We start from the raw sequence: 26,425 nt of genomic DNA on the forward strand, positions 1-26,425 counted from the left end.
CCCCGGCTTCAACTGCCTGTTGATTTTTGCGGTTGGAGCCGGGGACTTGTCTGTTTTGTTACTCTTAATCTGAGTTTATGCTCAGTCGAGAGCTTTCTCACTTATTTCTTCCAGAAGGTCTTTTTTCAGATCCCAGAGTTTCTGAGAAAGATCTACATATACTTTCTGAGGATTTACGAAACGTCTGGATTCATCCCAGAGAGTATTCTGCTCTTTCTGGCAGTATTCGCGAAGCTCCATAACAGATGGAGATTCATAGACCCGTTTACCTTCTCTGATGACAGGAACGAGAAGTTCGCGTACTTCATAGGTTCCGCCGAGAACTTTTGTCTTTTTCCAGGTATCGATTGGATCAAAGAGAACCATGTTCTGGTCTGCATCAAGCTTTTCATCAGCAAGGCAGATAAGATCTGCCCTGATTTTTCCGGTTTTCTTATTATAGAGACGATATACGGTTTTATTTCCAGGGTTGGTTACTTTCTCTGTGTTTTCGGAAAGCTTGATCTTAGGTGTAAATTCGGTACTGTCTGCATCTTTGACAGCAGCAAGTTTGTATACACCGCCGAATGCAGGATTATCGTTGGCAGTGATCAGTCGTGTTCCGACACCCCAGGAATTAATCTTGGCATCCTGAGCCTTCAGGCTCTCAATGAGATATTCGTCCAGATCGCTGGAAGCGGAAATAACTGCATCATCAAATCCGGCAGCAGCAAGCATCTTATATGCTTCTTTGGAAAGGTAGGCAAGATCACCACTGTCGATACGGATACCGTATTTGGTAAGCGGAATACCTTCTTCGCGCATTTCCTCAAATACACGAATTGCATTTGGAACACCGGATTTCAGGACATCATAGGTATCTACCAGTAAGGTGCAGGCATTCGGATAAAGTTTGGCATAGGTTTTGAATGCGGTATATTCATCCGGGAAGCTCATGATCCAGCTGTGTGCGTGAGTTCCAAGGACCGGTACGTCGAACATTTTGCCTGTGAGAACACAGGAAGTACCGGCACATCCACCAATGACTGCGGCACGTGCGCCAAAGATACCTGCATCCGGTCCCTGGGCACGACGCAGACCAAATTCCATGATCGCATCACCCTTTGCAGCATAGCAAACGCGGGCTGCTTTGGTAGCAATGAGGCTCTGGTGATTGATGATATTCAGGATTGCTGTCTCTACAAGCTGGGCTTCCATGATCGGTGCTACAACTTTGACAAGCGGTTCTCTTGGGAAGACAACTGTTCCCTCAGGAATTGCATAGATATCACCTGTGAAACGGAAGTTGCTTAAATATTCAAGGAAGTCCTCTTCAAAAATATTCAGGCTTCTGAGATATTCGATATCTTCATCTGTGAATTTAAGATTCTCAATATATTCAATCATCTGTTCCAGTCCGGCAGTGATGGCAAATGCACCTCCGCATGGATTGGTACGGTAAAACATATCGAAGATAACAGTCTGGTTTGTTGGGTTCTTAAAATAGCCCTGCATCATAGTAAGTTCATAAAGGTCTGTGAGCAGAGTAAGATTATTAGCTCTCATATATAGCTCTCCTTTTGGGTTCATAATAATATCTCGGGTGTAACTGTTTATCGTAATTTACAGATATCAGGCCAGGGCTGAATAGCTTTTGACCTCAGTATCATAATATATAGTCTGGAGAAATTATTATTAAGATTTCCTGCTGCTTTGATCTCTATAGCAAGTTTCTAGTGTGCCGACAAGTTGATTCTTGAAACAATCTTGCGTCAACCTGTCGGCACACCAGTTACGAGAATTGTTATATTTAAGAAAGAGTATATCAGAAGCAGCAATAAGTTTTTATTGATTATAGCATAATTTTTCCCGGAGTACATAAAAAAACTCCGGGAAATAGGCGGTATTTTCATGTTTTTGAAGAAAAATAAAAAAAATTAAAAAAATTTCAAAAAAGGGGTTGCATTTTTTGAAAGACTATTATATAATACCAATTGTCGCGAACGAAGTAGCGAAAACAAAACATAAAGGGCTATCGCCAAACGGTAAGGCAACGGACTCTGACTCCGTCAGTTCAAGGTTCGAATCCTTGTAGCCCTGCTACATGAGGCACCTCGGTATGAGGTGCTTTTTTGTGCTATAAGAGAAACTGAAATTTTTTGGAAGTGAAAGGTAAGATTAAGATGGAAAATTCGGGTAAAAAATATCAGATAGATACAGAAGAAAATAAAATGTTCTTAGGTGAATTGCAGAAAAATCTTTTAAATTTTGGAAAAGGATTTTTATCACCGGGAGGAAGTGCTTATTTCCTTGGGGATGATGGAACACCATGGAAAGACAGAAACAGAGAAACATGGATCACATGCCGTATGGTCCATGTATATAGTATGGGAATCATGCTTGGGGATAAAGAAAGTCCGGCACTGGTCCATGGTGCTGTACATGGATTACTGGAAGAACTGAAAGATTGTGAAAATGGAGGATGGTATCCGGGAATTACACCGGATAATAAATTCCTGCCAGATAAACAGTGTTATGCTCATGCATTTGTTCTTCTGGCTGCTTCTTCTGCTTTGCTGGCAGGAGAAAAAAATGCAGAAACTCTGCTTAAAGATGCATTGGAATTATTTGATAAACGGTTCTGGGATGAAAAACAGGGACTTACTTATGATACCTGGAATACAGAATTTACAGTTCTTGATGATTATCGCGGTCTTAACGCAAATATGCATACAGTAGAAGCGTTTCTGGCAGTAGCAGATGCAATAAAAGAAGAAAAGTACAGAATACGTGCAGGAAGAATTATAGATCATGTTATTGCATGGGCAAGCGCAAATGACTGGAGAATACCTGAACATTTTACAAAGGAATGGAAAGCTGATCTTGATTGCAATAAAGAATGTCCTGCTGATCGTTTTAAACCTTATGGAGCAACACCGGGCCATGGAATTGAGTGGGCCAGATTGATCGTGCAGTGGGCATATTCTTCTTATAAAGATACCCCTGATTCTGCAGAAGTATATTTAAAAGCTGCAGAGAAACTTTACAACAGAGCAGTTGAAGATTCCTGGAATGTGGATGGAAATCCTGGAATTGTGTATACGACTGACTGGGATGGAAAACCTGTTGTTCATGACAGAATGCATTGGACATTGGCAGAGGCAATCAATACATCAGCAGTCTTATGGCATATAACTCATAAGCAGAAATATGCAAAAGATTATGAAGAGTTTATGAGATACCTGGATGATAAGGTATTGGATCATAAAAATGGTTCCTGGTTTCATCAGTTAGATGAAAATAATAATGTGATAGGAACAGTATGGCCGGGAAAATCAGATGTATATCATGCTTTTCAGTCAACCTGGATCCCATATGGAACACCATATATATCAATTGCTTCAGATGTAAAACAGTATATGGAAGTATGCCATCAATAAAGTAAGTGTTTATTTGTACCCGGCGTACAAGATTTCTGTAAAATGCAGCCAGAACCTGACGGAACAAGGTTCTGGCTGCATTTTACCTCAGGATGATAAAAAGAATGATGTGGGTAACTATTTTTTAATCTCCGGCTGGAATTCTTTTACATCTTTGGCAATCTCGCCGCTTGACAGGAGCATGCAGATCAGGTTCGGGATAGCCATCAGTGCGTTGGCGATATCGGAGAAGTTCCATACCAGAGCTCCGGGACCACCGGAAACCATGGCTGTGGCAACACCGACGATATTTCCGGTACCGATGGTGGCTGCCAGTGCGGTTGTCAGTGCGGAAAAAGGTGATACATCTCCCTGTCCGCGGCTCTTTGTGCGGGCTTCCTTGCTGAGTGTGCTTTTCAGTGCATAGCCAAGGTTACGCCATGTAAGAAATCTGGTGCGCACAGTCAGGAAGATACCGGTTCCGACCAACAGGATCAGCATCACCGGTCCCCAGACAAAGTCATCAATTCTGGTAACAATTTCTTTATAAAATACTTCGAAGATTTACAGAGCTGAATATCCGTAGCTGCTGACAATGGCATCGATTTTCTGCTGCCTCTGACACATTGGACATTTTGTAGATGAATAGGAATGATAGTCCGGTATATCTTTGGCGTTAAAAATAGAATATACAGGGAGAGAAGCCACGCTGTCTACGCTGCTGAATATGGCTGCGATACCTCTGATAGTGCCTCCGTAATACAGAATGCTCTCGATTGCTTTGGACAAAGTAGAGCCTGTGGTAATCGAACCATTGAGGATCAGTACATTTTTGCCCTTGATCATTGGCTGAAAATTATCACGGAAGATAATCTGTCCGGAATTGCTGGATTCAGGAGTAATCACGTAGATCGTCTGATGAGCATTCAGGGAAAAAATGCCGGCTTTGGTAAGTTCTTCAGAAAGATATGCGCCAATTACTTCCAGTCCGTCCATACAGATAATGGTATCAACAGGAGTAGATACTTCATAATTAGCAGCCAGTTCGTGAGCAATATTCTGTGCTTCGGCAGTTCTGGATTTCATAGTTGTAAGATCCAGATAGTGAGTGATATGTGACTGAGATGTGACGAAATGTCCGGGAATTACCTTCAGCTGAATGCGGCTGTCACCACGGGCGTAGATTTTTGTCATGTTTTCCAGATTCATAAGAATACCTCCCTCGTTGAAAAAAAACGTGTAACTGTTCAGTAGCTTTGCGGTTAGCAGACCATTGAACAGTTATAAATCAGTACACTAGAGTGTGTCTGAAAAATCATTCCCGCAATCTGCACGCCCCACTTTGCGGGATATTTCACCCGAATTCAGTTGCCGTAGCCCGCTACGGCGCCCTCATCCGGGCAAAATATACCACAAATTGTGACGCACATCTTGCAGAAAGCCTTTTTCAGACACGCTCTAATCTTGTAAAACATTGTAGCATTGTTTTGCCGAAAAATAAATAATATTGTACAAAATCAATAAAAAATTATGCGATATGTATGAAGATTGTTAATAAAATACCAAAAAACATATAACGATGATCCCCTGGTGCGTTGATGGAAGTATTATTTACGAGGGTTGCTATAGATTGGTTGTGAGTTATGGAGAATGGAATAAACAGTGATGGGGGTGGAAATGGGAAACAGAAGAGAATATTCTATAGAAGTAATATATGTGAAATGATATAATGATTTTCAGTCTATTATTGACTGTCAGAAAAAGAGAAAAGATGAGATAAAAAATGTATACAGCAGAACGAATAGAAGAATTGGATGAAAATAGGAGCCTGATAAAAGTGACAGATTAACAGCCTGATATTTTGACTGCGAAAAGTGAATAATCATAAGAAAATCTTAAGAATTTGTCCCTTTCATATTAAGAAGCTTCGATTATTCTAATATCAGAAATACAAAATAAGAAGCCGGGATGTCTGTACATGAGAGATTTCAGACAGGCATTTCGGATGATGAGGGAGGTGTGTAAAGTGGCTAATATTCTGGTCTGTGATGATGATAAAGACATTGTAGAGGCAATCAGTATTTATCTGGAGCAGGAAGGCTATACGGTCCTGAAGGCATACGACGGTGTGGAGGCGATTAACGCATTGCGCAGTCAGTCGGTGGATCTGCTGATCATAGATATTATGATGCCGAAGCTGGATGGCATCCGGGCTACTTTGAAGATAAGGGAAGAGAATCCTCTTCCGATCATTATTCTTTCTGCGAAATCAGAGGATGCAGATAAGATCCTTGGATTAAATGTAGGGGCAGATGATTATGTAACCAAGCCCTTTAATCCCCTGGAACTGGTGGCAAGGGTGAAATCACAGCTTCGAAGATATACAAGGCTGGGAGCAGCAATACCTGTGGAGAATGCTCATATCTACGAGACAGGAGGTCTGAGCATAAACGATGACCTGAAGGAAGTCAGGGTGGACGGTGATGTGGTGAAGCTGACACCTATTGAGTACAATATCCTGTTTCTTCTGATGAAGAATCAGGGAAGGGTATTTTCCATTAATCAGATCTACGAAAACATCTGGAATGAGGAAGCAGTTGCAGCAGATAATACAGTGGCAGTGCATATCCGGCATATCAGAGAAAAAATTGAGATTAATCCAAGGGAGCCAAGATACCTGAAGGTTGTGTGGGGACTTGGATATAAGGTGGAAAAAATTTAACCAAATCAAGTAAGTCCCCTGCTTCAATTGCGAAAAGCAATAAGCAGTGGGTGGGGACTTGCTTGTATCAGGAGGCGTGCAAGCGCATTCTGATAAACTGCGAAGCAGTTATTTGGTTATGAGCAAGTAGCAAAGCGGATTGCGAATATCCGCTTGACAAAGTAATAAATTAAATAAAAAAGGAAAGGGACAAACATTATGAAGGGAAAAGGATACAGAAGCAGTTCTGTCAAGGCAATCTGGATCGTGATCGCGCATCTGGCAGCAGTTGCAGCAGCAGTCTGTGCAGCTATGTTTGTGATGATCTATCAGACTGGAATCCGCCTGGATGACAGAGGCAAAAGTTACACAGAATCAGAAGCATTTGAGAAACAGGTCAGCAACAGAGGATCAGATATTCTGGTCAGTCTGGCAGCGCAGGATGACATTAACTATCTGAAAAATGCTGGTTCATCGGCAGTGATTGATCTGGCAGAATTTGAGGAAAAAGGAAACACCCGTGATTCCATCAGAGACCTTTCTCTGAAAAATACTTCCGGGCTTGCGTACTCTGTAAGTGATCTTCTGGAGTGGGGAAAAGACTGGGAGGCAAACTATTATGAAGGTGTTTATGACGAAGATTCACAGGTCATAAGATGTGAATCTTCTGACGGAACCAGCCACTATTTTTATCGGACTGACTTTAAAAAGATGGTGGCAGATGGAACACTGAAAATTAATTACAATACAGATTTTCTTGAAGAAGATGATTTCGAATCAAAGACCGAGTCCGAGAAACTGGATACCGTAGCAGATGAACTTTATTACAGATATACCTCACAATCAGAGAATATCGGCAACGTTACGGATACCAGAACAAACACAGAATATCCGGGATGTTTTTTCGTAGAACTGAGTCAGCTGGACGAGAAATTTGCACCACAGGGAGCTGAGAATATCCTGGATGCGGTAAACAAAAGCACGGAATGGAATGGGAGACTGGAGGATGCATATAAGGAGTTATTCACACTTCTGGACTGCATCCGTGCCATACAGTCAGATGAACAGTTCAATGATTATGAAACATCACTGGCATCCGTCTTTCACAGCGTGGGAGACTATACCGAAGGGAGTACCAACCTCACATATCTTTTCGCAGATAAAGAAACACAGACAATCTATACAAATAAAAAAGCGTACAGCAGTTACGCACAGCTGGAGCAGAACCTTGAGAAAATATTTAAGGAAAAAGCATATGCAGTTGTTTACCCGGAATTAAGTGAGTGTGTTACAAATATTCCGGGTGCAGATCTGCAGGTGTGGAATCATACCATTGATCAGAGCTTTGACACAAAGGATTTTGTATTTGCAGTTTCGGTTGATACGAAATTTTCTGTGGCAGATTCCATGGCTGATGAGGCAGAGAACTATGAGACATATTCAAAGCTTATGTTTCCGATGCTGGCAGGAGCAATCTTCGGAAGTGTGCTCTGGCTGATCGGTATGGTGTGGCTGACTGTGACAGCAGGAAGGAGACCAGAGGATGAAGAAATACATCTGAATGGATTTGACAGATGGTATACAGAAATTGCGGCAGGAACAGTAATCGGTATATGGCTGGCAGGAACGATCATATCGGGAACCTTGATCGCCAACTCATCATTGGGTTACAGTCATGTAGTAGTGACAGTGATTGTTATCTGTCTCATATGTGGGACTTATACAATGGCATGGTTTCTGATCGGATATCTCAGCCTGGTAAGAAGAATAAAGGCAGGAACCTTATGGAAAAACAGTCTGATTAGAAAAGTTCTGAAATGGATTGGAAAATGCAGTGGGAAGCTTGCTGATTTTGCCAGAGCTTTTTCCAGAAATACAGCAGAAAAAATAAAAGTTCTGCTTGTGGGAGGTGCATTTTTATTTTTGCAGTTCCTGATCATCGGCTGCGTATTCAGTGGTGCAGGAGTATTTCTGCTGGCATTGATGGCTGTAGATGTGGCTGTTATGATTTTCGCCATCAGAAAAGCGGACGGACTGGATCTTATTATGGATGGTCTGAAGAAAATAAGCGATGGAGAACTGCAGTATAAGATCAAAACAGATACACTTACCGGAAAACAGAAGGTGATGGCAGAATATATCAACAATATTGGCAGTGGTCTGGATGCTGCTGTGGAGAACAGCCTGAAAAAAGAAAGAATGCAGACAGAGCTGATCACAAATGTTTCCCATGACCTGAAAACACCTCTGACTTCCATTATCAATTATGTAGATCTGATGAAACGGGAAAATCCGACAGATCCGAAAATACAGGAATATTTACGCATCCTGGATGAGAAATCTCAGAGACTGAAGGTGCTCACAGAGGATGTGGTAGAGGCATCCAAGGCAAGCACCGGAAACATCAAGCTGGAGATGAATGATATTGATTTTGTGGAAATGGTGCAGCAGGTGATCGGAGAATTTGAAGAGAAATTCAAGGAGAAGAACCTGACTATGATGGTACATTTCACAGACGAACCGTCCATTATCTACGCAGACGGTCAGAGAATGTGGCGTGTTCTGGAAAATGTATTCGGCAATGTTGTGAAGTACGCAATGGAAGGCACCAGAGTTTATGCAGAGATCAGCAACAGAAATAAAAAAGTAACCTTTTCCCTGAAAAACATTTCAGCACAGCCTTTGAATATCTCTGCGGATGAACTGACAGAACGATTTATCAGAGGAGATGTGGCGAGAAATACAGAAGGAAGCGGACTGGGACTCTCTATCGCAAAGAGTCTGACAGAGCTGCAGGGAGGTGAGTTTAAGCTATACCTGGATGGGGATCTGTTTAAGGTGATGATCACATTTGTAGCAAAGAATTACAGTAAATAATATAACGTAGAACAAAGATAAGGCATAGGCCAGTTTATAAAAACTGTTTTATGCCTTATATTTTTGGCTTGTTATAATAATAGAAAAGAAGTATATTAAAAAATCATAGCGACATAAGAAAAGGGGACATAAAAAATGAATTACAGTTTTAACAGCAGAGTCAGATACAGTGAGACAGGTGAGAACGGCAAACTGACATTACCGGGTGTTTTGAATTATTTTCAGGATTGCTGTACATTTCATGCGGAGTCGGTCGGGCTTGGAGGAGACGTGCTGAAGGCAAGAGACAGAGCGTGGGTTCTTTCTTCCTGGCAGGTAATTGTGGATGAATATCCTGCTATGGGAACGGAAATCAGGATCACGACAGCACCTTATAATTTCAAAGGATTCATGGGTATGCGTAATTTCACCATAGAAACAATGGATGGGAAGAAGCTTGCCTGGGCGAACTCCAACTGGACACATCTGGCCATCAGTACAGGGATTCCGGTGAGACTGACACCTGCAGATACAGACAATTACATACTCGGCGAAAAGCTGGAAATGGATTATGCACCGAGGAAAATCAAACTTCCGGATGACATGACTTCACAGGAATCATTCACAGTGCAGAAGCATCATCTTGACACTAATCATCATGTAAACAACTGTCAGTATATCTGTATGGCAGAAGATTTCCTGCCGGAAGATTTCAAAGTATACCAGATGCGTGCAGAGTATAAGATGCAGGCAAAACTTGGAGATATAATCTGCCCGAAAGCAAAAGCAGAAACAGGAAAGGTGATTGTATCGCTTGATGATACAGACGGAAAAGCATACGCAATTATAGAATTTCAGCAAAAATAACGGTAAAAATCTTCTGAACAGGATGAATAGCAGGACAGAATTGACAAAGATATTTCGGAATTGATGTGTGGTTTTGTGAGAGATTTTTTGAATAAATTATTTACAAACAACAAGAAACAATATATAATACATTCATAAACAACAAGAAACAATATATTGTTAAAAACAAACAACACAAAACCACAAAAAGCGGAGGGTATATATATTATGAAAATTCTGGAATCTAAATTTGTACAGGGATTTATCAAAATGGCAAATGACGGTTATCTTCAGGGATGGCATGAGAGAAACGGCGGAAACTTAAGCTATCGTCTGAAACCGGAGGAAGTAGAGATGATTCGTCCCCGTCTGAATGCACCTGGAGAATGGATACCGATCGGGGTAGAGGTTCCGGGATTAGCAGGAGAGTTTTTCCTTGTAACGGGAAGCGGTAAATATTTCAGAAATATTATCGTGGATCCGGAAGTATGTCTTGCAATCATTGAACTGGATGAGACAGGAATGAATTACAGAATCCGCTGGGGCCTGGTTGAGGGCGGCAGACCTACCAGTGAGCTTCCGACTCATCTGATGAACCATGAAGTGAAGAAGAAACTGACAAACGGAAAACATCGTGTTATTTATCATGCACATACGACAAATACAATTGCTCTGACATTTGTTCTGCCACTGGATGATAAGATCTTTACAAGAGAGTTATGGGAATCTGCTACAGAGTGTCCGGTTGTATTCCCGGACGGCGTAGGTGTTGTCGGCTGGATGGTACCGGGTGGAAGAGAAATTGCCATAAAAACAGCAGAATTAATGAAGAAATATGATGTTGTTATCTGGGCACATCATGGAATGTTCTGCTCAGGTGAAGATTTTGACCTGACATTTGGTCTGCTCCATACGGTAGAAAAATCTGCAGAGATCCTGGTGAAGATTCTTTCTATGACTCCAAATAAACTTCAGACTATTACACCGGACAATTTCCGTTCACTTGCAAAAGATTTCAAGGTAAATCTGCCTGAAGAGTTTCTGTATGAGAAACAGTAAAATAATCAACATACAAGTTGGTACATGTACCGTACAAGTGCTATAATACAGATATTAAGAGATTTTCCGGGTGGGATATGCAGAAAAAAGCCGGAACATCTGAAAGCTGTTGTAAAAGAATATCTGAAAAGCAAAAGGAGAGGTACGAATCATGCTGGAAAAATTAAAAGAGGAAGTTTACAAAGCAAACATGGATCTTCCGAAATACGGACTTGTTACATTTACATGGGGAAATGTAAGCGGAATCGACAGAGAATCAGGACTTTTTGTCATCAAACCAAGTGGAGTTGATTATGATCTGCTGACACCGGATGATATGGTTGTTGTAGACCTGAATGGCAATAAGGTAGAAGGAAAATACAATCCATCTTCTGATACAGCAACTCATGTAGAACTGTACAAAGCATTTCCGAATATCGGAGGAGTTGTACATACACATTCTTCATGGGCAACAAGCTGGGCACAGGCCGGAAGATCAATCCCATGTTATGGAACCACACATGCAGATTATATTTATGGTGAAGTTCCATGTGCACGCTGCCTGGAAGGCAAGGAATTTGAAGAATATGAGAAAAACACAGGACTTCTGATCGTAGACCTGTTTAAGGACAAAGATTATGAAGCAGTACCTGCAGTACTTTGCAAAAACCATGGACCATTTGCATGGGGTAAGGATGCTCATGAAGCAGTACATAATGCAGTTGTTCTTGAGGAAGTTGCCAAGATGGCATCCCGCTGTGAGCTGATCAATCCACAGGTAAAACCTGCACCACAGGATCTGCAGGATAAGCACTACTTCAGAAAACATGGTGCAAATGCATATTATGGACAGGGAAATAAATAATCACTGATCTGAAAATAAAAGATATGAACTTGTTAAAGATATAAAAAATCTCCCGGATAAGAGTAAGCGCTTCTCTTATCCGGGAGATTTTTTGTAGCAGAAGAAACAAGGAAAATTCTTCTGCCATATTGCAGAAAGTCCGGGCAATTTTCTGCAACTTTATCGAAGGAGGAGAACGTTTCAGGGCAGACCGTTAGCATGAATGCAAAAGATGTCATGATCCTTGAAAGATAATAACAGCCGAACTTTAATATTGTATGGTTCGTTTAATTTGCAGTAAACGGGACAGCAACATTTTATTTTGCACCTTAACAATTACATATATTTACCTTATAATGAACTCATAAGAAAATGCAAGAAATTAGGTTGATATACCGGAATAGTAACAGTAAGGATTTCAGACAACCGGAGGAAATGCATATGAAAGAGCAGCAGGAAAAAATAAGAGTATTAGATCCACATATAATACTGATATTATTTATATCAGTGTTTGTATTCGGCATAGGAATGCTGATGATTTTCCTGGAAAGAAAGGAAATAAGAACAGAGGGATATGAATTTATAATTTTTAGTGTGGAAATATTAATGTTGCTGTTAATCTTGTATTATATGAGAACTGTTGTGCTGAGCAGAGAAGGCTGTACGGTATCCTGGCTGTTTTGGAAGAGAAATTATAAATGGGAAGAGCTTGCTGTTATCAGAGAGGATGTCTGGTATACATATGGTAAAGGAGGGAGCATACGTTATCAGGGGATTGTATTTTCCAAATATGCAGTAAATAAGAAGAAAAAGAAATATACTACCAGGATGATCGTTGATGCGTTTCCGCTTTCAGATTGTTTTTACATTACTTTTGATGAACATGGCAATGTTTTTTCTTATAAATTAGAAAAAGGAAAAAAGCAAGTTATTAGAAAAATGTACGTAAATGTTCGTGAAAAAATGAAGGAATGGGGAGTGGAGGCAGAAAAAGGAGAGGGAATAAAAGAAGAAGAAAAACAAAGACAATATGATGAAATGATAGAATTGAGGAGGCAACAAAGAAAAAAAATTCAAAGCAAAGGAGCAGACTGTACAAATTTAAAAGAATATCAGCAAGAAGTAATAAAGATCAGAGATTTTTTGCAGATAACCATGGTAATACTTATTACGGTACTGCTTATTTGGACAGGGCTGTCTGCTGAAGAGGGAGAAAGAATTCCAATATTGATTCTTGAGTTTTTGATTGATGCACCATTATTGTTTTTCTCTTCAAAAGTCGTAACATTAAGTAAAGAAGGCTGCAAAATATCGTATCTGTTTTTCAAAAAAATGTATAAATGGGAAGAACTTGAAATTATACGTGAAGATTATTTTCCAAGTTTCCGAGACAGGAGAAGCAGAGGGATTGTTTTTTCTAAAAGAAAAAAGAATAAAGCAGGATATATATATACAACACGGGAAATTGTAGGATCAGGTCATATTTTAGAGTGTTTTTATATTGTTCTTGATGCAGATGGAAATATACATTTATATAAGCGTCTGGCAGCAAAGGATGGCAAAACAAAACTGAGAAAAGTAGCTGTAAATATTCCCCCAAAATTAGCGGAATGGGGAGTAGAAATGGAAAAAATGATGAAATATACAGGAGGAACTTATGATTTATAAGAAGATTGAAATTGCAGTAGACGGATATAAAGAAACTGCAGATTTATACACTTATTTTCTGGATAATTCCATTGAAATGCATATCAACAGAAAGCGTCCGGTAGTTGTGATCTGCCCGGGAGGCGGGTATGCTATGACTTCTGACAGAGAAGCAGAACCGATCGCCATGCAGTATCTGGTAAGGGGATATCATGCAGTGATCCTGCGCTATAGCGTAGAACCTGCCAGATATCCACTGGCACTCTTGCAGCTTGCGAAGTCTGTTGCTTTTTTAAGAAAAAATGCTGCAGAGTTTCATATTGATACGAATAAGATTGTTCTGCAGGGCTTTTCCGCAGGTGGTCATCTGGCAGCAAGTCTTGGCGTTTTCTGGAAGAAAGATTTTATTGCACAGACACTTGGGGTAACTTCTGATATGGTGAAACCAAATGGTATGATCTTAAGTTATCCGGTGATCACTTCCGATGAGTTTGCACACACAGGTTCCTTTGAATGCCTGCTTGGAGAGGATTATAATGATCTTGATAAGAGAAAAGAACAGTCTCTGGAATTCCAGGTATCTAAAGATACACCAACCACATTCCTGTGGCATACAGTGACAGATGATTGTGTTCCTGTAGAGAATTCTCTGTTGTTCTTCAATGCGTTGCGCAAATTTGAAATTCCGGTAGAAATGCATCTTTATCCGGTTGGCGGACATGGTTTAAGTCTTGCAAACGAAGAGACAAGCCACGAAGACGGCGGCTGTGTACAGAAAGAATGCCAGTCCTGGATGGAACTGGCGTGCAAGTGGATGCAGAATATATAATACACGATAAAGAATCTGTCTGAGTGTATGTGAAATCGAGTTGGAATAAAATACATTCTGATCTATAGTGAACAGTAACGTAAAATAAGATAATAAAAAATAATAAGGCGGCATTGTGCCGCCTTTATTATTTATGTTATACTGAAATATAAAGCTAATGTCAGAGGATGATGAAAGTATAGTATATTTTTAATTTTCTTTAAAAAGATACTATCACAACAGAAATGGAGATTATATGATAGAGTTAGGAAAAAAACAGAAATTAACAGTAGTGAAGTCCGTAGATTTTGGTGTATATCTGGGTGAGGATATGCAGGCAGATGCAAAGAACCGTGTTCTTCTTCCGTCCAGACAGGTTCCGGAAGGAACAAAGGAAGGCGACAGCATTGAAGCATTTATCTACAAGGATTCTCAGGATCGTCTTATTGCAACAACAAAAGAACCGAAGCTTCAGGTAGGTCAGACAGCAGTTCTGAAAGTCTCTCAGGTAACAAGGATTGGTGCATTCCTTGACTGGGGACTGGAGAAAGACCTTCTGCTTCCATATCATGAACAGACTCTGAAAGTAAGAGAGGGAGAAGATGTGCTGGTAGCACTCTATATTGACAAGAGCAGTCGTCTCTGCGCAACTATGAAGGTTTATCATTATCTTTCCACCAGAACTCCTTATGTAGTGGGAGATATGGTGAAGGGCCGTGTTTATGAGATCAGCGACAGATTCGGTGTATTTGTGGCAGTTGATGATAAATATTCTGCACTGATCCCTGCAAGAGAAGCCAAGGGAAAATACCGTCCGGGCAAGATTCTGGAACTGCGTGTCAGCGAAGTAAAAGAAGACGGAAAAATGAACGTCACAGATCGTCAGAAAGCATATCTTCAGATCAATGAGGATGCGGAGAATGTCCTTGAAGTAATCAATGAATTTGCAGGTGTTCTTCCATTTGATGACAAGGCATCACCGGAAGTGATCCAGCGAGAATTTGGTCTGAGTAAGGGAGCATTTAAACGTGCCATTGGCCATCTGATGAAGGAAGGCAAAGTAGAGATTAAGGACAAGAGAATCTACGCGAAATAATAACAGTAAAAATATACTGCGATAAAATTGCAGATATTAGAACAGGAGAGAAATAGAGTTGGAGTTTACACATCTTCACGTCCATACAGAATACAGTCTGCTGGATGGTTCCAATAAGATAAAAGAATATGTAGCCCGTGTCAAAGAACTTGGCATGGACAGTGCGGCGATCACAGATCATGGAGTTATGTATGGTGTGATTGATTTTTATCGTGCAGCAAGAGCCGAGGGAATCAATCCGATTCTGGGATGTGAGGTTTATGTAGCCCCCGGCTCCCGATTTGACCGTGAAGCAGGAAGCGGCGAAGACAGATATTACCACCTGGTTCTTCTGGCAGAGAATAATCAGGGTTATGCAAATCTGATGAAAATTGTGTCCAAGGGTTTTACAGAAGGATTCTATTATAAACCGCGAGTAGATCTTGCGGTATTAAAAGAGTACCATGAAGGGATTATTGCCTTAAGTGCCTGCCTTGCAGGTGAGGTTGCCAGATATCTTCAGAGAGGCATGTATGAGGATGCAAAGGCAGCAGCTCTTCGTTATCAGGATATTTTTGGAAAAGGCAATTTCTTCCTGGAATTACAGGATCATGGAATTCCTGCGCAGAGACTGGTAAATCAGGAACTTCTCCGTATGCACGAAGAAACAGGGATTGACCTTGTTACAACCAATGATGTGCATTATACAAGGGCGGAGGATGCTGATCCTCATGATATTCTTCTCTGTCTGCAGACAAACAAGAAACTGGCAGATGAGGACAGAATGCGTTATGAGGGCGGCCAGTATTATGTGAAATCCCCGGAAGAAATGGCAGAACTTTTCCCATATGCTTTGGAGGCCCTGGAGAATACTCATAAGATTGCACAGAGATGTCATGTTGAGATTGAATTTGGCGTGACCAAGCTTCCAAGATTCGATGTGCCGGATGGTCTTACATCCTGGGAATATCTGAACAAGCTATGCTTCGAGGGACTGGAGGAACGTTATCAGCCGGTTACAGAGGAATTAAAAGCTCGTCTGAATTACGAATTATCTACTATAAAAAATATGGGCTACGTGGATTACTTCCTTATAGTATGGGATTTTATTAAATATGCCCGCGATCATGACATTATGGTAGGACCGGGACGTGGCTCTGCAGCGGGAAGTCTGGTTGCTTATACCTTGGGCATCACACAGCTTGATCCTATTCGCTATGATCTGCTCTTTGAGCGATTTCTGAATCCGGAACGAGTATCTATGCCTGATATTGACGTTGACTTCTGCTTCGAAAGAAGGCAGGAGGTTATTGAATATGTCCGCCGTAAATATGGGGATGATTGTGTGGTTCAGATCGTTACTTTTGGTACGCTGGCAGCCCGTGGTGTGATCCGGGATGTGGGCCGTGTACTGGATATGCCTTATGCACAGGTGGATTCCATTGCGAAAATGATCCCGCAGGAATTAAATATTACTATAGATAAAGCCCTTACTATGAACCCTGAGCTGAAAAAAGCATATGAAGAGCAGGATGAAATTCATTATCTGATCGATATGGCAAGACGTCTGGAGGGACTTCCCAGACATACCTCCATGCATGCGGCAGGTGTTGTTATCAGCCAGAAGGACGTATCAGAATATGTACCGCTTTCCAGAGCATCAGACGGGTCTATTGTCACTCAGTTTACCATGACAACACTGGAAGAATTGGGACTTTTAAAAATGGACTTCCTGGGACTTCGTACTCTGACTGTGATCCAGAATGCAGTAAAGCTGATCCAGAAGGATGCAGGAGTGACTCTGGATATGCAGAAGATTAATTATGATGATAAAAAGGTTTTGGATTCCCTTGGCACCGGTCGTTCTGATGGTGTATTTCAGCTTGAAAGTGCGGGAATGAAAAACTTCATGAAGGAACTGAAGCCTCAGAGTCTGGAAGATGTGATCGCGGGAATCTCTCTTTATCGTCCGGGCCCCATGGACTTCATCCCTCAGTATATCCGGGGCAAAAACCGACCGGATACCATCCGTTATGACTGTCCTCAGCTGGAGCCGATCCTGAAGCCTACGTATGGGTGTATTGTCTATCAGGAGCAGGTTATGCAGATTGTTCGGAACCTGGCAGGTTATACTCTGGGCCGAAGCGACCTGGTACGTCGAGCAATGTCCAAAAAGAAGGCCTCTGTCATGGAAAAGGAGCGCCAGAACTTTGTTTACGGAAATGAAGCAGAGGGAGTTCCAGGCTGTATTGCAAATGGAATTGATGAGGCAACGGCAAATAAAATCTATGATGAAATGATTGATTTCGCCAAATATGCTTTTAATAAGTCCCATGCAGCAGCCTATGCAGTTGTTTCCTATCAGACTGCATATCTGAAATATTACTATCCTGTGGAATTTATGGCCGCATTAATGACATCGGTTATTGATTTTCCAAATAAGGTTGCAGAATATATTCTGGTCTGCAGACAGATGGGGATTAAGATCCTGCCGCCGGATGTGAACTGTGGAATGTATGGATTCTCTGTAGATAACGGTGCAATCCGATATGGCCTGTCCGCTATAAAGAGTGTGGGACGTCCGGTTATTGAAAGTCTGGTAAAAGAGAGGGAAGAGAACGGACAATATCGTTCCCTGAAGGATTTTATGGAACGAAACTCTCCGCAGATGAATAAGCGTGCAGTAGAAAACTTTATCAAAGCAGGTGCACTGGATTGCCTGGATGGTAACCGCCGCCAGAAAATGCTGGTTTATCAGAAGATTTCAGACAGTATCAGTCAGGATAAGAAGAATTCACTGGCAGGCCAGATGAGCCTTTTTGATCTGGTAAGCGAGGAGGACAAGAAAGAATTTGAAATCCGTATGCCCGATGTGGAGGAATTCGGAAAAGAGGAACTTCTGGGATATGAGAAGGAAGTTCTGGGAATCTACCTCAGTGGTCATCCTCTGGAAAATTACCGGGGAATGATGGAGAAAACCATTTCTGCGAAAACCTCTGATTTTCAGCAGGATGAAGAAACAAATCTTCCGAAAGTCATGGATGGTCAGAAAGTAATTATCGGTGGAATGATTACGGATAAAACCATCAAATATACAAAGAATAATAAGGTTATGGCATTCCTCACAGTGGAGGATCTGGTAGGAACAGTGGAGGTAGTTGTGTTCCCCAGAGATTATGAGAAAAGTCAGCAGTTCCTGAATGAAGAAGGCAGAGTATTTATTCAGGGCAGAGTATCTGCAGAGGACGATCGCGCCAGTAAACTGATCCTTGAAAAAATCCGTCCCTTTGACAATATGCCAAGGGAAATCTGGATACAGTTTGACAATAAAGAAAGCTACACACAGCAATCTCAGGAATTGCTTGCAGACCTCAGACGTTCACCGGGTGACAGTGCTGTTGTGATCTACCTGAAAGACGTAAAGGCCATAAAGAAGCTTCCGGTTGGATATCATGCACAAATTCAGGACTCATGGCTGAACTATATGTACGAAAAATATGGTAAAACCAATGTTAAAGTTGTAGAAAGAGGATTGAAAAACTTATAGAAATGCGCTAAACTATACCCGAATATGTGTATAGTAAAAATGAGATAGATTCAGAAGATGGAGGAAGAAAAGATGGCAGAAAACAAGATAAAAACCATTGGTGTCCTTACCAGCGGTGGTGACGCACCTGGAATGAATGCTGCAATTCGTGCAGTTGTCAGAAGAGGTTTAAGCAATGGATTAAATGTAAAAGGTATTCTGAAAGGATACAATGGTCTGTTAAACGAAGAGATTATTGACATGAGCGCAAAAGATGTATCTGATACAATCGAGCGTGGAGGTACAATCCTTTATACAGCACGTTGTGCAGAATTCCGTACAGAAGAAGGCCAGAAACGTGGAGCAGAGATCTGCAGAAAACATGGAATCGACGGACTTGTTGTCATTGGTGGTGACGGATCTTTCGCAGGTGCTCAGAAGCTTGCGAATCTCGGAATCAATACAATCGGTCTTCCCGGAACAATCGACCTTGACATTGCATGTACAGAATATACCATCGGATTTGATACAGCTGTAAACACAGCAATGGAAGCAATTGATAAAGTACGTGATACTTCCACTTCTCATGAGAGATGCAGTATCATCGAGGTTATGGGACGTGGTGCAGGATATATTGCTCTGTGGTGCGGTATTGCCAACGGTGCTGAGGACGTTCTGGTTCCTGAGAAATATGACTATGATGAGCAGAAGCTGATCAATAACATTATCGAGAGTCGTAAGAAAGGCAAAAAGCATCACATCATCATCAATGCAGAAGGTATCGGTCATTCTGAAGCAATGGCAAAACGTATCGAAGCTGCCACAGGTATCGAAACACGTGCTACAATCCTTGGACACATGCAGCGTGGTGGAAGCCCGACATGTAAAGACCGTGTATATGCATCTATGATGGGTGCTCTGGCTGTAGACCTTCTTATTGCAGGCAAGACATGCCGCGTTGTCGGATATCGTCACGGTGAATTCGTAGACTTCGATATCAATGAAGCACTTGCTATGCAGAAAGGTATCTCCGACTATCAGTGGGAAGTATGCCAGTCACTTTCTCATAACTATGATAAAAACAACAAATAACAAATGAATAAAAAGATGCAGTTATATAACAGACTGCATAAATTAAATACTGCTCAGATAATTACCCTCGGTTTTGCGGGGGTGATTATCTTAGGGGGATTACTTCTGTGGCTGCCGTTTTGTACGGCACCCGGATACCACACATCTTTTACAGATGCCATGTTTACCGCAACCACAAGTATATGTGTAACAGGGCTTGTGACAGTTGTTACGGCAACTCACTGGACTCTGGCAGGCAAGATTATTATTCTTGTCCTGATCCAGATCGGAGGTGTGGGACTGATTTCCCTGGGCAGTATTATTTTTATAAGTCTGAGAAAGAAAATATCGCTGAGGAACCGGCGTGTTATCCAGGAGTCCTATAATATGGACAGAATGGGCGGGATGGTCAGGCTGGTGAAGAAAGTTCTGATCTGTGTGTTTGGAGCAGAAGGAATCGGTGCAGTGTGTTATGCAGTTCGATTTATTCCGCAGTTCGGTCTGGCAAAAGGTCTGGGATACTCTGTTTTTACGGCAGTATCTGCATTCTGTAATGCTGGTATTGATCTGCTGGGAGAGGACAGCCTGGCTCAGTATGTTGCTGATCCGATCGTAAACTTTACAAGCGTAGGACTGATCATTATGTCAGGACTTGGATTTGTGGTCTGGTGGGATATCTGGGATAAGATCAAACGAGTCATCAGAGGGAAACTTCCTGTGGGACGTATATTTAAAAATCTCCGTCTTCACAGTAAGATCGTGTTGATGATGACGCTGATACTTGTTGTGGGCGGTACAGTACTGATCTTTCTGTTTGATCATGGAAATCCGGAAAGTATTGGGACATATTCGCCGGGAACGAAGTGGATGGCATCTTTGTTCCAGTCAGTTACCACAAGAACAGCCGGATTTTTCACTGTAAGCCAGGAGAGATTTTCCAATGCAACTTATATGCTGTGCCTGATATTGATGTTGATCGGCGGTTCCCCTATGGGAACAGCAGGTGGAATTAAGACAACAACAGTTGCGGTCCTTCTGCTGAGTCTGAAATCCAATCTTCAGGGAAAACGGGATGTGGAAGTACACCACAGGAGAATCAGAGACAGCTATATCCGTTCTGCGATCGTAGTGACAGGTATGGTACTTACAGTACTTATTCTCATGAGTATGCTGTTGTGTGCAGCCATGCCGGAAGCACCTATAGAAGATGTTGTTTATGAAATTACATCTGCGGTTGCAACGGTAGGACTTAGCAGAGGGCTGACACCCTGCCTGAATACAGCAGGCAAATGGATCGTGATCCTGACTATGTATCTGGGAAGAATCGGTCCGCTGACTCTGGGAACTGCAGTGACTGTACGTGTACAGAAAATGCCGGCAGATTCACATCTGGCAGAAGAAGATATTATGATTGGATAGTAACGGTTTGGCAGTCAGGCAGATATTCGCAGAGGATAATGAATATATGTTCAGAAAGAGAAATGAGGAAGAAAATGAAAAACAAATCTTATGCAGTGATCGGTCTTGGGCAGTTCGGGATGACGGTAGCCCTTACTCTGGCAGAAGCGAACTGCGATGTACTTGCCATTGACGATAAAGATGATAATGTGCAGGATATCGCAGAGAAAGTTTCCTATGCTGTCAAGGCAGATGTGCGTGATCCGGGAATTCTGGAATCGCTTGGAGTTCAGAACGTAGATGTTGCGGTCATCGCAGTAGCCGAGAATATGGAGGCCAGTATTACAGCAACGATGCAGGTGAAAGAACTTGGAGTTCCTTTTGTCATGGCGAAGGCAATGAATTCTCTTCATGGCAGGATACTGGAGAAAATAGGGGCAGATAAGGTGATTTATCCTGAACATTCCATGGGTATCAGAGTTGCAAGAAATCTTCTCTCCAGTGGATTTGTCGATATGTTTGAGCTTTCTTCTGATTTCAGTATGGCAGAATTTAAGATCCCGCGGGAATGGATAGGAAAAACACTTCGGGAGCTGAAGGTCAGGGAAAAGTATAACATTAATCTGATCGGTCTGAAGCATGGCGATAAGATGAATATGAATGTGGCGCCGGATGAAGTGTTTCCGGCAGACTGCACAGTTGTTGCAGCAGGAGCAAACAGTGACCTGAATAAGGTTTCGGAAAATTGAGGATAAGATATGATCACCAGTGTAAATAACGGACAGGTAAAAAATATCATACAGCTGAACCAGAAAACAAAAGCCCGCAGAGAACAAGGGCTTTTTGTTGCAGAAGGAAGAAAAATGTTCGGCGAAGCACCTAGGGATTGGATTTCGAAGGTGTATGTATCAGAAGCTCTCAGCGGTGATGCAGAACTGATGGCTCAGGTGGAGAAACTTCCATATGAGATAGTAGCAGATTCTGTTTTTCGACAGATGAGCGATACGCAGACGCCGCAGGGAATTATGACAGTGCTTAAGAAACCTTCCTATATAATGGAAGATATTCTCGGCGGGAAAAATCCGCTGGTTATGATTCTGGAAGATCTGCAGGATCCGGGAAATGCGGGAACTATTCTCCGTACAGGAGAGGGTGCCGGAGTAAGCGGAGTTCTTCTGACAAAGACCTGCGTGGATATCACAAACCCGAAGGTTATACGATCAACCATGGGTTCTGTCTACAGAATGCCTTTCCTATATGTGGAAAGTGTGGTATCATTAGCACAGGAACTGAAAGACAGAAATATCCGCACATTTGCGGCGCATCTGCATGGTAAGAACTCTTATGATCAGGAATCCTACACAGGAGGAACTGCTTTCCTGATCGGCAATGAGGGAAAAGGATTGACAGATGAAGCGGCAGACAGTGCTGATTGTCTGATACGGATTCCTATGTGTGGAAAAGTAGAATCTCTGAATGCTGCCATGGCATCCGGAATTCTCATGTATGAAGCTGCTCGTCAGAGACGATAGCAGACGAAAGGAGGAGTTTCATGCAGCCTTTGATCTGGCTTGGGATTCTTGCGTTATTGCTTGTTGTAGAGGCGATTACTGCAGGACTGACCACCATCTGGTTTGCCGGCGGCGCACTGGTCGCTGCTATTGCATGTTATGCAGGAGCGAACCTCACTGTACAGATATTGCTGTTTCTGTGTGTTTCATTGGTACTTCTCATCTTTACCAGACCACTGGCAATGAAGTATTTCAACAAAGAAACCATACAGACCAATGCAAATAGTCTGATTGGAAAGAAAGCAGTTGTGATTCAGGAGATTGACAATCTGGCGCAGACAGGCCAGGTTCGTATCAATGACATTGAATGGACTGCACGTTCTGCTGATGACGAAAAAATCGGCGAAGGCACCGTTGTAACGATCGAAGAGATCCGAGGTGTGAAACTTATCGTAAAACAGAATAAGGAGGATTAGTTATGGGCGTGGTTTTTCTGATAGTTATTATCGTTATTGCGGTATGGGTCCTTGCATCCTGCGTCCGCATTGTACCACAGGCATATGCAGTAATCCTGGAGCGTCTGGGAGCTTATCAGGCGACCTGGAGTACAGGAATTCACTTCAAGGTTCCGTTTATTGAACGAGTAGCCAGAAAGGTAAATCTGAAGGAACAGGTAGTGGATTTTCCACCGCAGCCGGTTATCACAAAGGATAACGTAACCATGCAGATCGATACTGTCGTATTCTTTCAGATTACAGATCCGAAGCTTTATACTTACGGTGTGGAGAATCCGATCATGGCAATCGAGAATCTGTCCGCAACAACCTTAAGAAATATTATCGGTGACATGGAACTGGATGAGACACTTACATCACGTGAGACGATCAATACCAAGATGAGAGCTTCTCTTGATGAAGCTACTGATCCATGGGGAATCAAGGTCAATCGTGTGGAACTGAAGAACATCATTCCTCCGGCAGCTATCCAGGATGCAATGGAGAAACAGATGAAAGCTGAGCGTGAACGTCGTGAAGCAATCCTGATCGCAGAAGGTCAGAAGAAATCTACGATCCTTGTTGCAGAAGGTAAGAAACAGTCTGCAATTCTGGATGCAGAAGCTGAGAAACAGGCAGCAATCCTCCGCGCAGAGGCTCAGAAAGAGCGTATGATCAAGGAGGCAGAAGGACAGGCTGAGGCTGTTCTGAAAGTTCAGAATGCCAATGCAGAGGGTATCCGCATGATCAGAGAGGCAGGGGCAGATGAAGCAGTTCTGACACTGAAGAGTCTGGAAGCATTTGCCAAGGCAGCAGACGGTAAGGCAACCAAGATCATTATTCCGTCGGATATTCAGGGAATCGCAGGTCTGGCAAGTTCGCTGAAAGAGATCGTCACTGATCCGAAAGCGGAGACAGACAAATAACAAAAGAGAATAAATGACATCGGGGAGAGAATTATTATGAACTTAAAAGGAAGAAACTTTCTGACACTGAAAGACTTTACACCGGAGGAGATCACATATCTTATTGATTTATCCGCAGAACTTAAAGCAAAGAAGAAAGCCGGCGAGCTTCACGAATATTACAGAGGCAAAAATATTGCACTTATTTTTGAAAAAACAAGTACAAGAACCCGCTGCTCTTTTGAGGTAGCTGCCCATGATCTTGGAATGGGTAGCACATACCTGGATCCGACAGGTTCTCAGATCGGTAAGAAAGAAAGCATTGCAGATACAGCAAGAGTTCTGGGAAGAATGTATGATGGTATCGAATATCGTGGATTTGGTCAGGAAGTCGTAGAAGAGCTTGCAAAACATGCAGGTGTTCCGGTATGGAATGGCCTTACGAACGAATATCATCCGACACAGATGATCGCTGATATGCTGACAATCCGTGAGCATTTCGGAGATTTAAAAGGACGTAAGCTTGTATACATGGGTGATGCCCGTTACAATATGGGTAATTCCCTGATGATTGCCTGCACAAAACTTGGCATGCATTTCGTAGCCTGCACAACTAAGAAATATTTCCCGAATGCAGAGTTAGTTGCTCAGTGCGAGGAATATGCAAAAGCATCCGGCGGAAGCATCACTCTGACAGAGGATGTTCAGGAAGGAACAAAGGATGCAGATGTTATCTATACAGACGTATGGGTATCTATGGGTGAGCCGGATGAGGTATGGACAGAGAGAATCCATGATCTGACACCTTATAAAGTAACAAAGGACGTTATGAAGAACGCAGGAGAGAAAGCAATCTTCCTTCACTGTCTGCCTGCATTCCATGACCTTAAGACAAAGATCGGCAAGGAAATGGGCGAGAGATTCAATCTGACAGATATGGAAGTAACAGATGAAGTATTTGAATCTGAGCAGTCCAAAGTATTTGATGAGGCAGAGAACCGTATGCATACCATCAAAGCTGTCATGGTAGCAACATTAGGAGAGCCGGAGAACAAATAATGGCACATCTGTATAATGAAGAAACAATTTCACAGGCGATAGACACAAAATGGGCGGGCAAAACCGTCCATTTTGCAAAAGAAACAGATTCTACCAATTCATGGATCAAGCGTCTGGCAAAAGATGGTGCAGAGCATGGAACTCTGGCAGTTGCGGAATTTCAGTCTGCGGGAAGAGGGCGTTTTGACAGAAGATGGGAAGCGCCGGAGGGCAGCTCTATTATGATGACACTGCTCTTACGTCCGGAATTTTCACCGCAGTATGCGTCTATGCTGACACTGGTTATGGGAATGGCAGTGGCACAGGCAGCAGAGGAACTGGGGTTTAACGTAAGTATTAAATGGCCCAATGATATTGTGATCTCTAAGAAGAAAATCTGTGGTATCCTGACCGAGATGGGAACAAATGGTGTGAAGATCAATTATGTTCTCATCGGAGTAGGAATCAATGTAAACCTGAAAGAATTTCCGGAAGAGATGCAGGACAAAGCGACTTCACTGATTCTGGAGGGCGGTCATGAATATGACAGAAATCAGGTGATTGCACTGGTGATGAAATATTTCGAGATCAACTATGAGAAATTTATCCAGACCTGTGATTTTACTCATCTGCTGGATGATTACCACAGAATCCTTGCAAATCTGAACCAGCCGGTCAGAGTGATCGATGGTGACAGAAGTTTCGAAGGAATCTGCAGGGGGATTGATGAAAAAGGTGAACTGCTTGTGGAAAGGCAGAATAAAGAAGTTGTGAAAGTCAGCGCAGGAGAGGTTTCAGTGCGTGGGCTTTACAGCTATGTATAAAGATTCTGAATAATTTCGAAAGAGGGAAACAGTAATTTATGTATCAGGACAACATTACTCTCTGCGGCGCAAGCGCCTATGAGAAGAAATTTTATTTTAATCAGGATTTCAATGCACTTCCGGATCATGTGAAGAAAGAACTTCAGATCATGTGTGTTCTTTACACAGAGGATGTAGGAGGAATCCTGACTCTGGAATTTGACGAAAACGGCAGACTTCAGTTTAAAACAGAAGCTCTGGAAGCAGATGCCCGCTACGATGAGATCGGAAGCGGACTGAAGATCAAACAGCTTCAGCAGGACAAGAAAGAACTTCTGGAATCTCTGGAAATGTATTATAAAGTATTCTTTCTCGGAGACATCCCGGAAGAAGAATTGAAGAAAACATCGGGCAGTGAGGACTGAATCCATGCAGACAAGGAATGAGCCGGTACGGGCAAGAGAAC

Annotated in this window: 22 protein-coding genes, 1 tRNA gene and 2 pseudogenes; 21 read left to right on the forward strand and 4 right to left on the reverse strand. The window is 42.2% G+C overall.

The genetic code is table 11. The features are described from left to right. Window positions 1-81 precede the first annotated feature (81 nt). The gene (locus LI074_RS07815) at window positions 82-1,545 is read right to left on the reverse strand and encodes a nicotinate phosphoribosyltransferase (RefSeq protein ID WP_118330674.1); all 1,464 of its coding nucleotides are present in this window, start codon (window positions 1,543-1,545) and stop codon (window positions 82-84) included. 462 nt (window positions 1,546-2,007) lie between these two features. Between LI074_RS07815 and LI074_RS07820 the strand changes: the two genes are divergently transcribed. Both LI074_RS07820 and LI074_RS07825 read left to right on the forward strand, forming a co-directional pair. Further along, a tRNA-Gln gene (locus LI074_RS07820) sits at window positions 2,008-2,079 on the forward strand. 65 nt (window positions 2,080-2,144) lie between these two features. Further along, window positions 2,145-3,419, forward strand: a complete 1,275-nt coding sequence (locus LI074_RS07825; protein WP_265107662.1) for an AGE family epimerase/isomerase — start codon at window positions 2,145-2,147, stop codon at window positions 3,417-3,419. Window positions 3,420-3,536: 117 nt separating this feature from the next. On the opposite strand, the gene LI074_RS07830 is transcribed toward LI074_RS07825, so the two are convergent. The 3 genes and pseudogenes from LI074_RS07830 to LI074_RS17840 form a co-directional block, all read right to left on the reverse strand. Then, entirely contained in the window at window positions 3,537-3,899 is a 363-nt protein-coding gene (locus LI074_RS07830) for an alanine:cation symporter family protein (protein ID WP_173698070.1), read from the reverse strand. A 63-nt stretch (window positions 3,900-3,962) separates the two neighbouring features. Then, window positions 3,963-4,607, reverse strand: coding sequence for a phosphoribosyltransferase (locus tag LI074_RS07835; protein WP_022380834.1), 645 nt, complete (start codon window positions 4,605-4,607; stop codon window positions 3,963-3,965). 53 nt (window positions 4,608-4,660) lie between these two features. Next, window positions 4,661-4,828 (reverse strand): annotated as a pseudogene (locus tag LI074_RS17840) (DUF6783 domain-containing protein). Between LI074_RS17840 and LI074_RS17845 the strand changes: the two are divergent. The 19 genes and pseudogenes from LI074_RS17845 to LI074_RS07925 form a co-directional block, all read left to right on the forward strand. After that, window positions 4,766-4,903, forward strand: a pseudogene (locus tag LI074_RS17845) (DUF6783 domain-containing protein); the annotation flags it as partial. The pseudogenes LI074_RS17840 and LI074_RS17845 overlap by 63 nt on opposite strands. A gap of 521 nt (window positions 4,904-5,424) precedes the next feature. Beyond that, window positions 5,425-6,120, forward strand: a complete 696-nt coding sequence (locus LI074_RS07840; RefSeq protein ID WP_118569760.1) for a response regulator transcription factor — start codon at window positions 5,425-5,427, stop codon at window positions 6,118-6,120. 198 nt (window positions 6,121-6,318) lie between these two features. Beyond that, a complete protein-coding gene (locus tag LI074_RS07845; protein ID WP_173698071.1) occupies window positions 6,319-8,976 on the forward strand; it encodes a sensor histidine kinase in 2,658 nt (885 codons plus the stop codon). A 135-nt stretch (window positions 8,977-9,111) separates the two neighbouring features. Continuing rightward, window positions 9,112-9,822 (forward strand): acyl-[acyl-carrier-protein] thioesterase, encoded by a 711-nt coding sequence (locus tag LI074_RS07850; RefSeq protein WP_055053593.1) that lies wholly within the window; start codon window positions 9,112-9,114, stop codon window positions 9,820-9,822. A gap of 207 nt (window positions 9,823-10,029) precedes the next feature. Continuing rightward, window positions 10,030-10,860 carry a rhamnulose-1-phosphate aldolase gene (rhaD, locus tag LI074_RS07855; RefSeq protein ID WP_173698072.1) on the forward strand — a complete coding sequence of 277 codons (831 nt, stop codon included), beginning with the start codon at window positions 10,030-10,032 and terminating at the stop codon, window positions 10,858-10,860. 151 nt (window positions 10,861-11,011) lie between these two features. Then, window positions 11,012-11,704, forward strand: a complete 693-nt coding sequence (locus LI074_RS07860) for an L-ribulose-5-phosphate 4-epimerase (protein ID WP_055053591.1) — start codon at window positions 11,012-11,014, stop codon at window positions 11,702-11,704. Window positions 11,705-12,124: 420 nt separating this feature from the next. Beyond that, window positions 12,125-13,351: a hypothetical protein gene (locus tag LI074_RS07865; protein WP_173698073.1), complete on the forward strand. Its 1,227-nt coding sequence runs from the start codon at window positions 12,125-12,127 to the stop codon at window positions 13,349-13,351. Further along, entirely contained in the window at window positions 13,341-14,159 is an 819-nt protein-coding gene (locus LI074_RS07870; RefSeq protein ID WP_173698074.1) for an alpha/beta hydrolase, read from the forward strand. The genes LI074_RS07865 and LI074_RS07870 overlap by 11 nt, the downstream gene beginning before the upstream one ends. 235 nt (window positions 14,160-14,394) lie before the next feature. Continuing rightward, the gene (locus LI074_RS07875; RefSeq protein ID WP_008707806.1) at window positions 14,395-15,234 is read left to right on the forward strand and encodes a CvfB family protein; all 840 of its coding nucleotides are present in this window, start codon (window positions 14,395-14,397) and stop codon (window positions 15,232-15,234) included. Between the two features lie 58 nt (window positions 15,235-15,292). After that, window positions 15,293-18,760, forward strand: coding sequence for a DNA polymerase III subunit alpha (locus LI074_RS07880; protein ID WP_173698075.1), 3,468 nt, complete (start codon window positions 15,293-15,295; stop codon window positions 18,758-18,760). A gap of 72 nt (window positions 18,761-18,832) precedes the next feature. Beyond that, window positions 18,833-19,831, forward strand: coding sequence for a 6-phosphofructokinase (gene pfkA / locus LI074_RS07885; RefSeq protein WP_020993323.1), 999 nt, complete (start codon window positions 18,833-18,835; stop codon window positions 19,829-19,831). 3 nt (window positions 19,832-19,834) lie between these two features. Then, a complete protein-coding gene (locus LI074_RS07890; protein ID WP_022380133.1) occupies window positions 19,835-21,229 on the forward strand; it encodes a TrkH family potassium uptake protein in 1,395 nt (464 codons plus the stop codon). 74 nt (window positions 21,230-21,303) lie between these two features. Next, window positions 21,304-21,957 (forward strand): potassium channel family protein, encoded by a 654-nt coding sequence (locus LI074_RS07895; protein ID WP_022380134.1) that lies wholly within the window; start codon window positions 21,304-21,306, stop codon window positions 21,955-21,957. Window positions 21,958-21,966: 9 nt separating this feature from the next. Further along, a complete protein-coding gene (locus LI074_RS07900; protein ID WP_022380135.1) occupies window positions 21,967-22,740 on the forward strand; it encodes a TrmH family RNA methyltransferase in 774 nt (257 codons plus the stop codon). Between the two features lie 20 nt (window positions 22,741-22,760). Continuing rightward, window positions 22,761-23,195 carry an NfeD family protein gene (locus tag LI074_RS07905; RefSeq protein ID WP_008707795.1) on the forward strand — a complete coding sequence of 145 codons (435 nt, stop codon included), beginning with the start codon at window positions 22,761-22,763 and terminating at the stop codon, window positions 23,193-23,195. A 2-nt stretch (window positions 23,196-23,197) separates the two neighbouring features. Next, entirely contained in the window at window positions 23,198-24,139 is a 942-nt protein-coding gene (locus tag LI074_RS07910) for an SPFH domain-containing protein (RefSeq protein ID WP_173697013.1), read from the forward strand. Between the two features lie 36 nt (window positions 24,140-24,175). Beyond that, a complete protein-coding gene (argF, locus tag LI074_RS07915) occupies window positions 24,176-25,177 on the forward strand; it encodes an ornithine carbamoyltransferase (protein WP_008707793.1) in 1,002 nt (333 codons plus the stop codon). Then, entirely contained in the window at window positions 25,177-25,980 is an 804-nt protein-coding gene (locus LI074_RS07920) for a biotin--[acetyl-CoA-carboxylase] ligase (RefSeq protein WP_055058296.1), read from the forward strand. The genes argF and LI074_RS07920 overlap by 1 nt, the downstream gene beginning before the upstream one ends. Window positions 25,981-26,018: 38 nt before the next feature. After that, window positions 26,019-26,384, forward strand: a complete 366-nt coding sequence (locus LI074_RS07925) for a DUF6145 family protein (RefSeq protein ID WP_008707791.1) — start codon at window positions 26,019-26,021, stop codon at window positions 26,382-26,384. Window positions 26,385-26,425: the final 41 nt, after the last annotated feature.

It is taken from the genome of Blautia sp. MSK18_10 (assembly GCF_020553185.1).
Taxonomy (GTDB): Bacteria; Bacillota; Clostridia; order Lachnospirales; family Lachnospiraceae; genus Blautia_A; species Blautia_A wexlerae.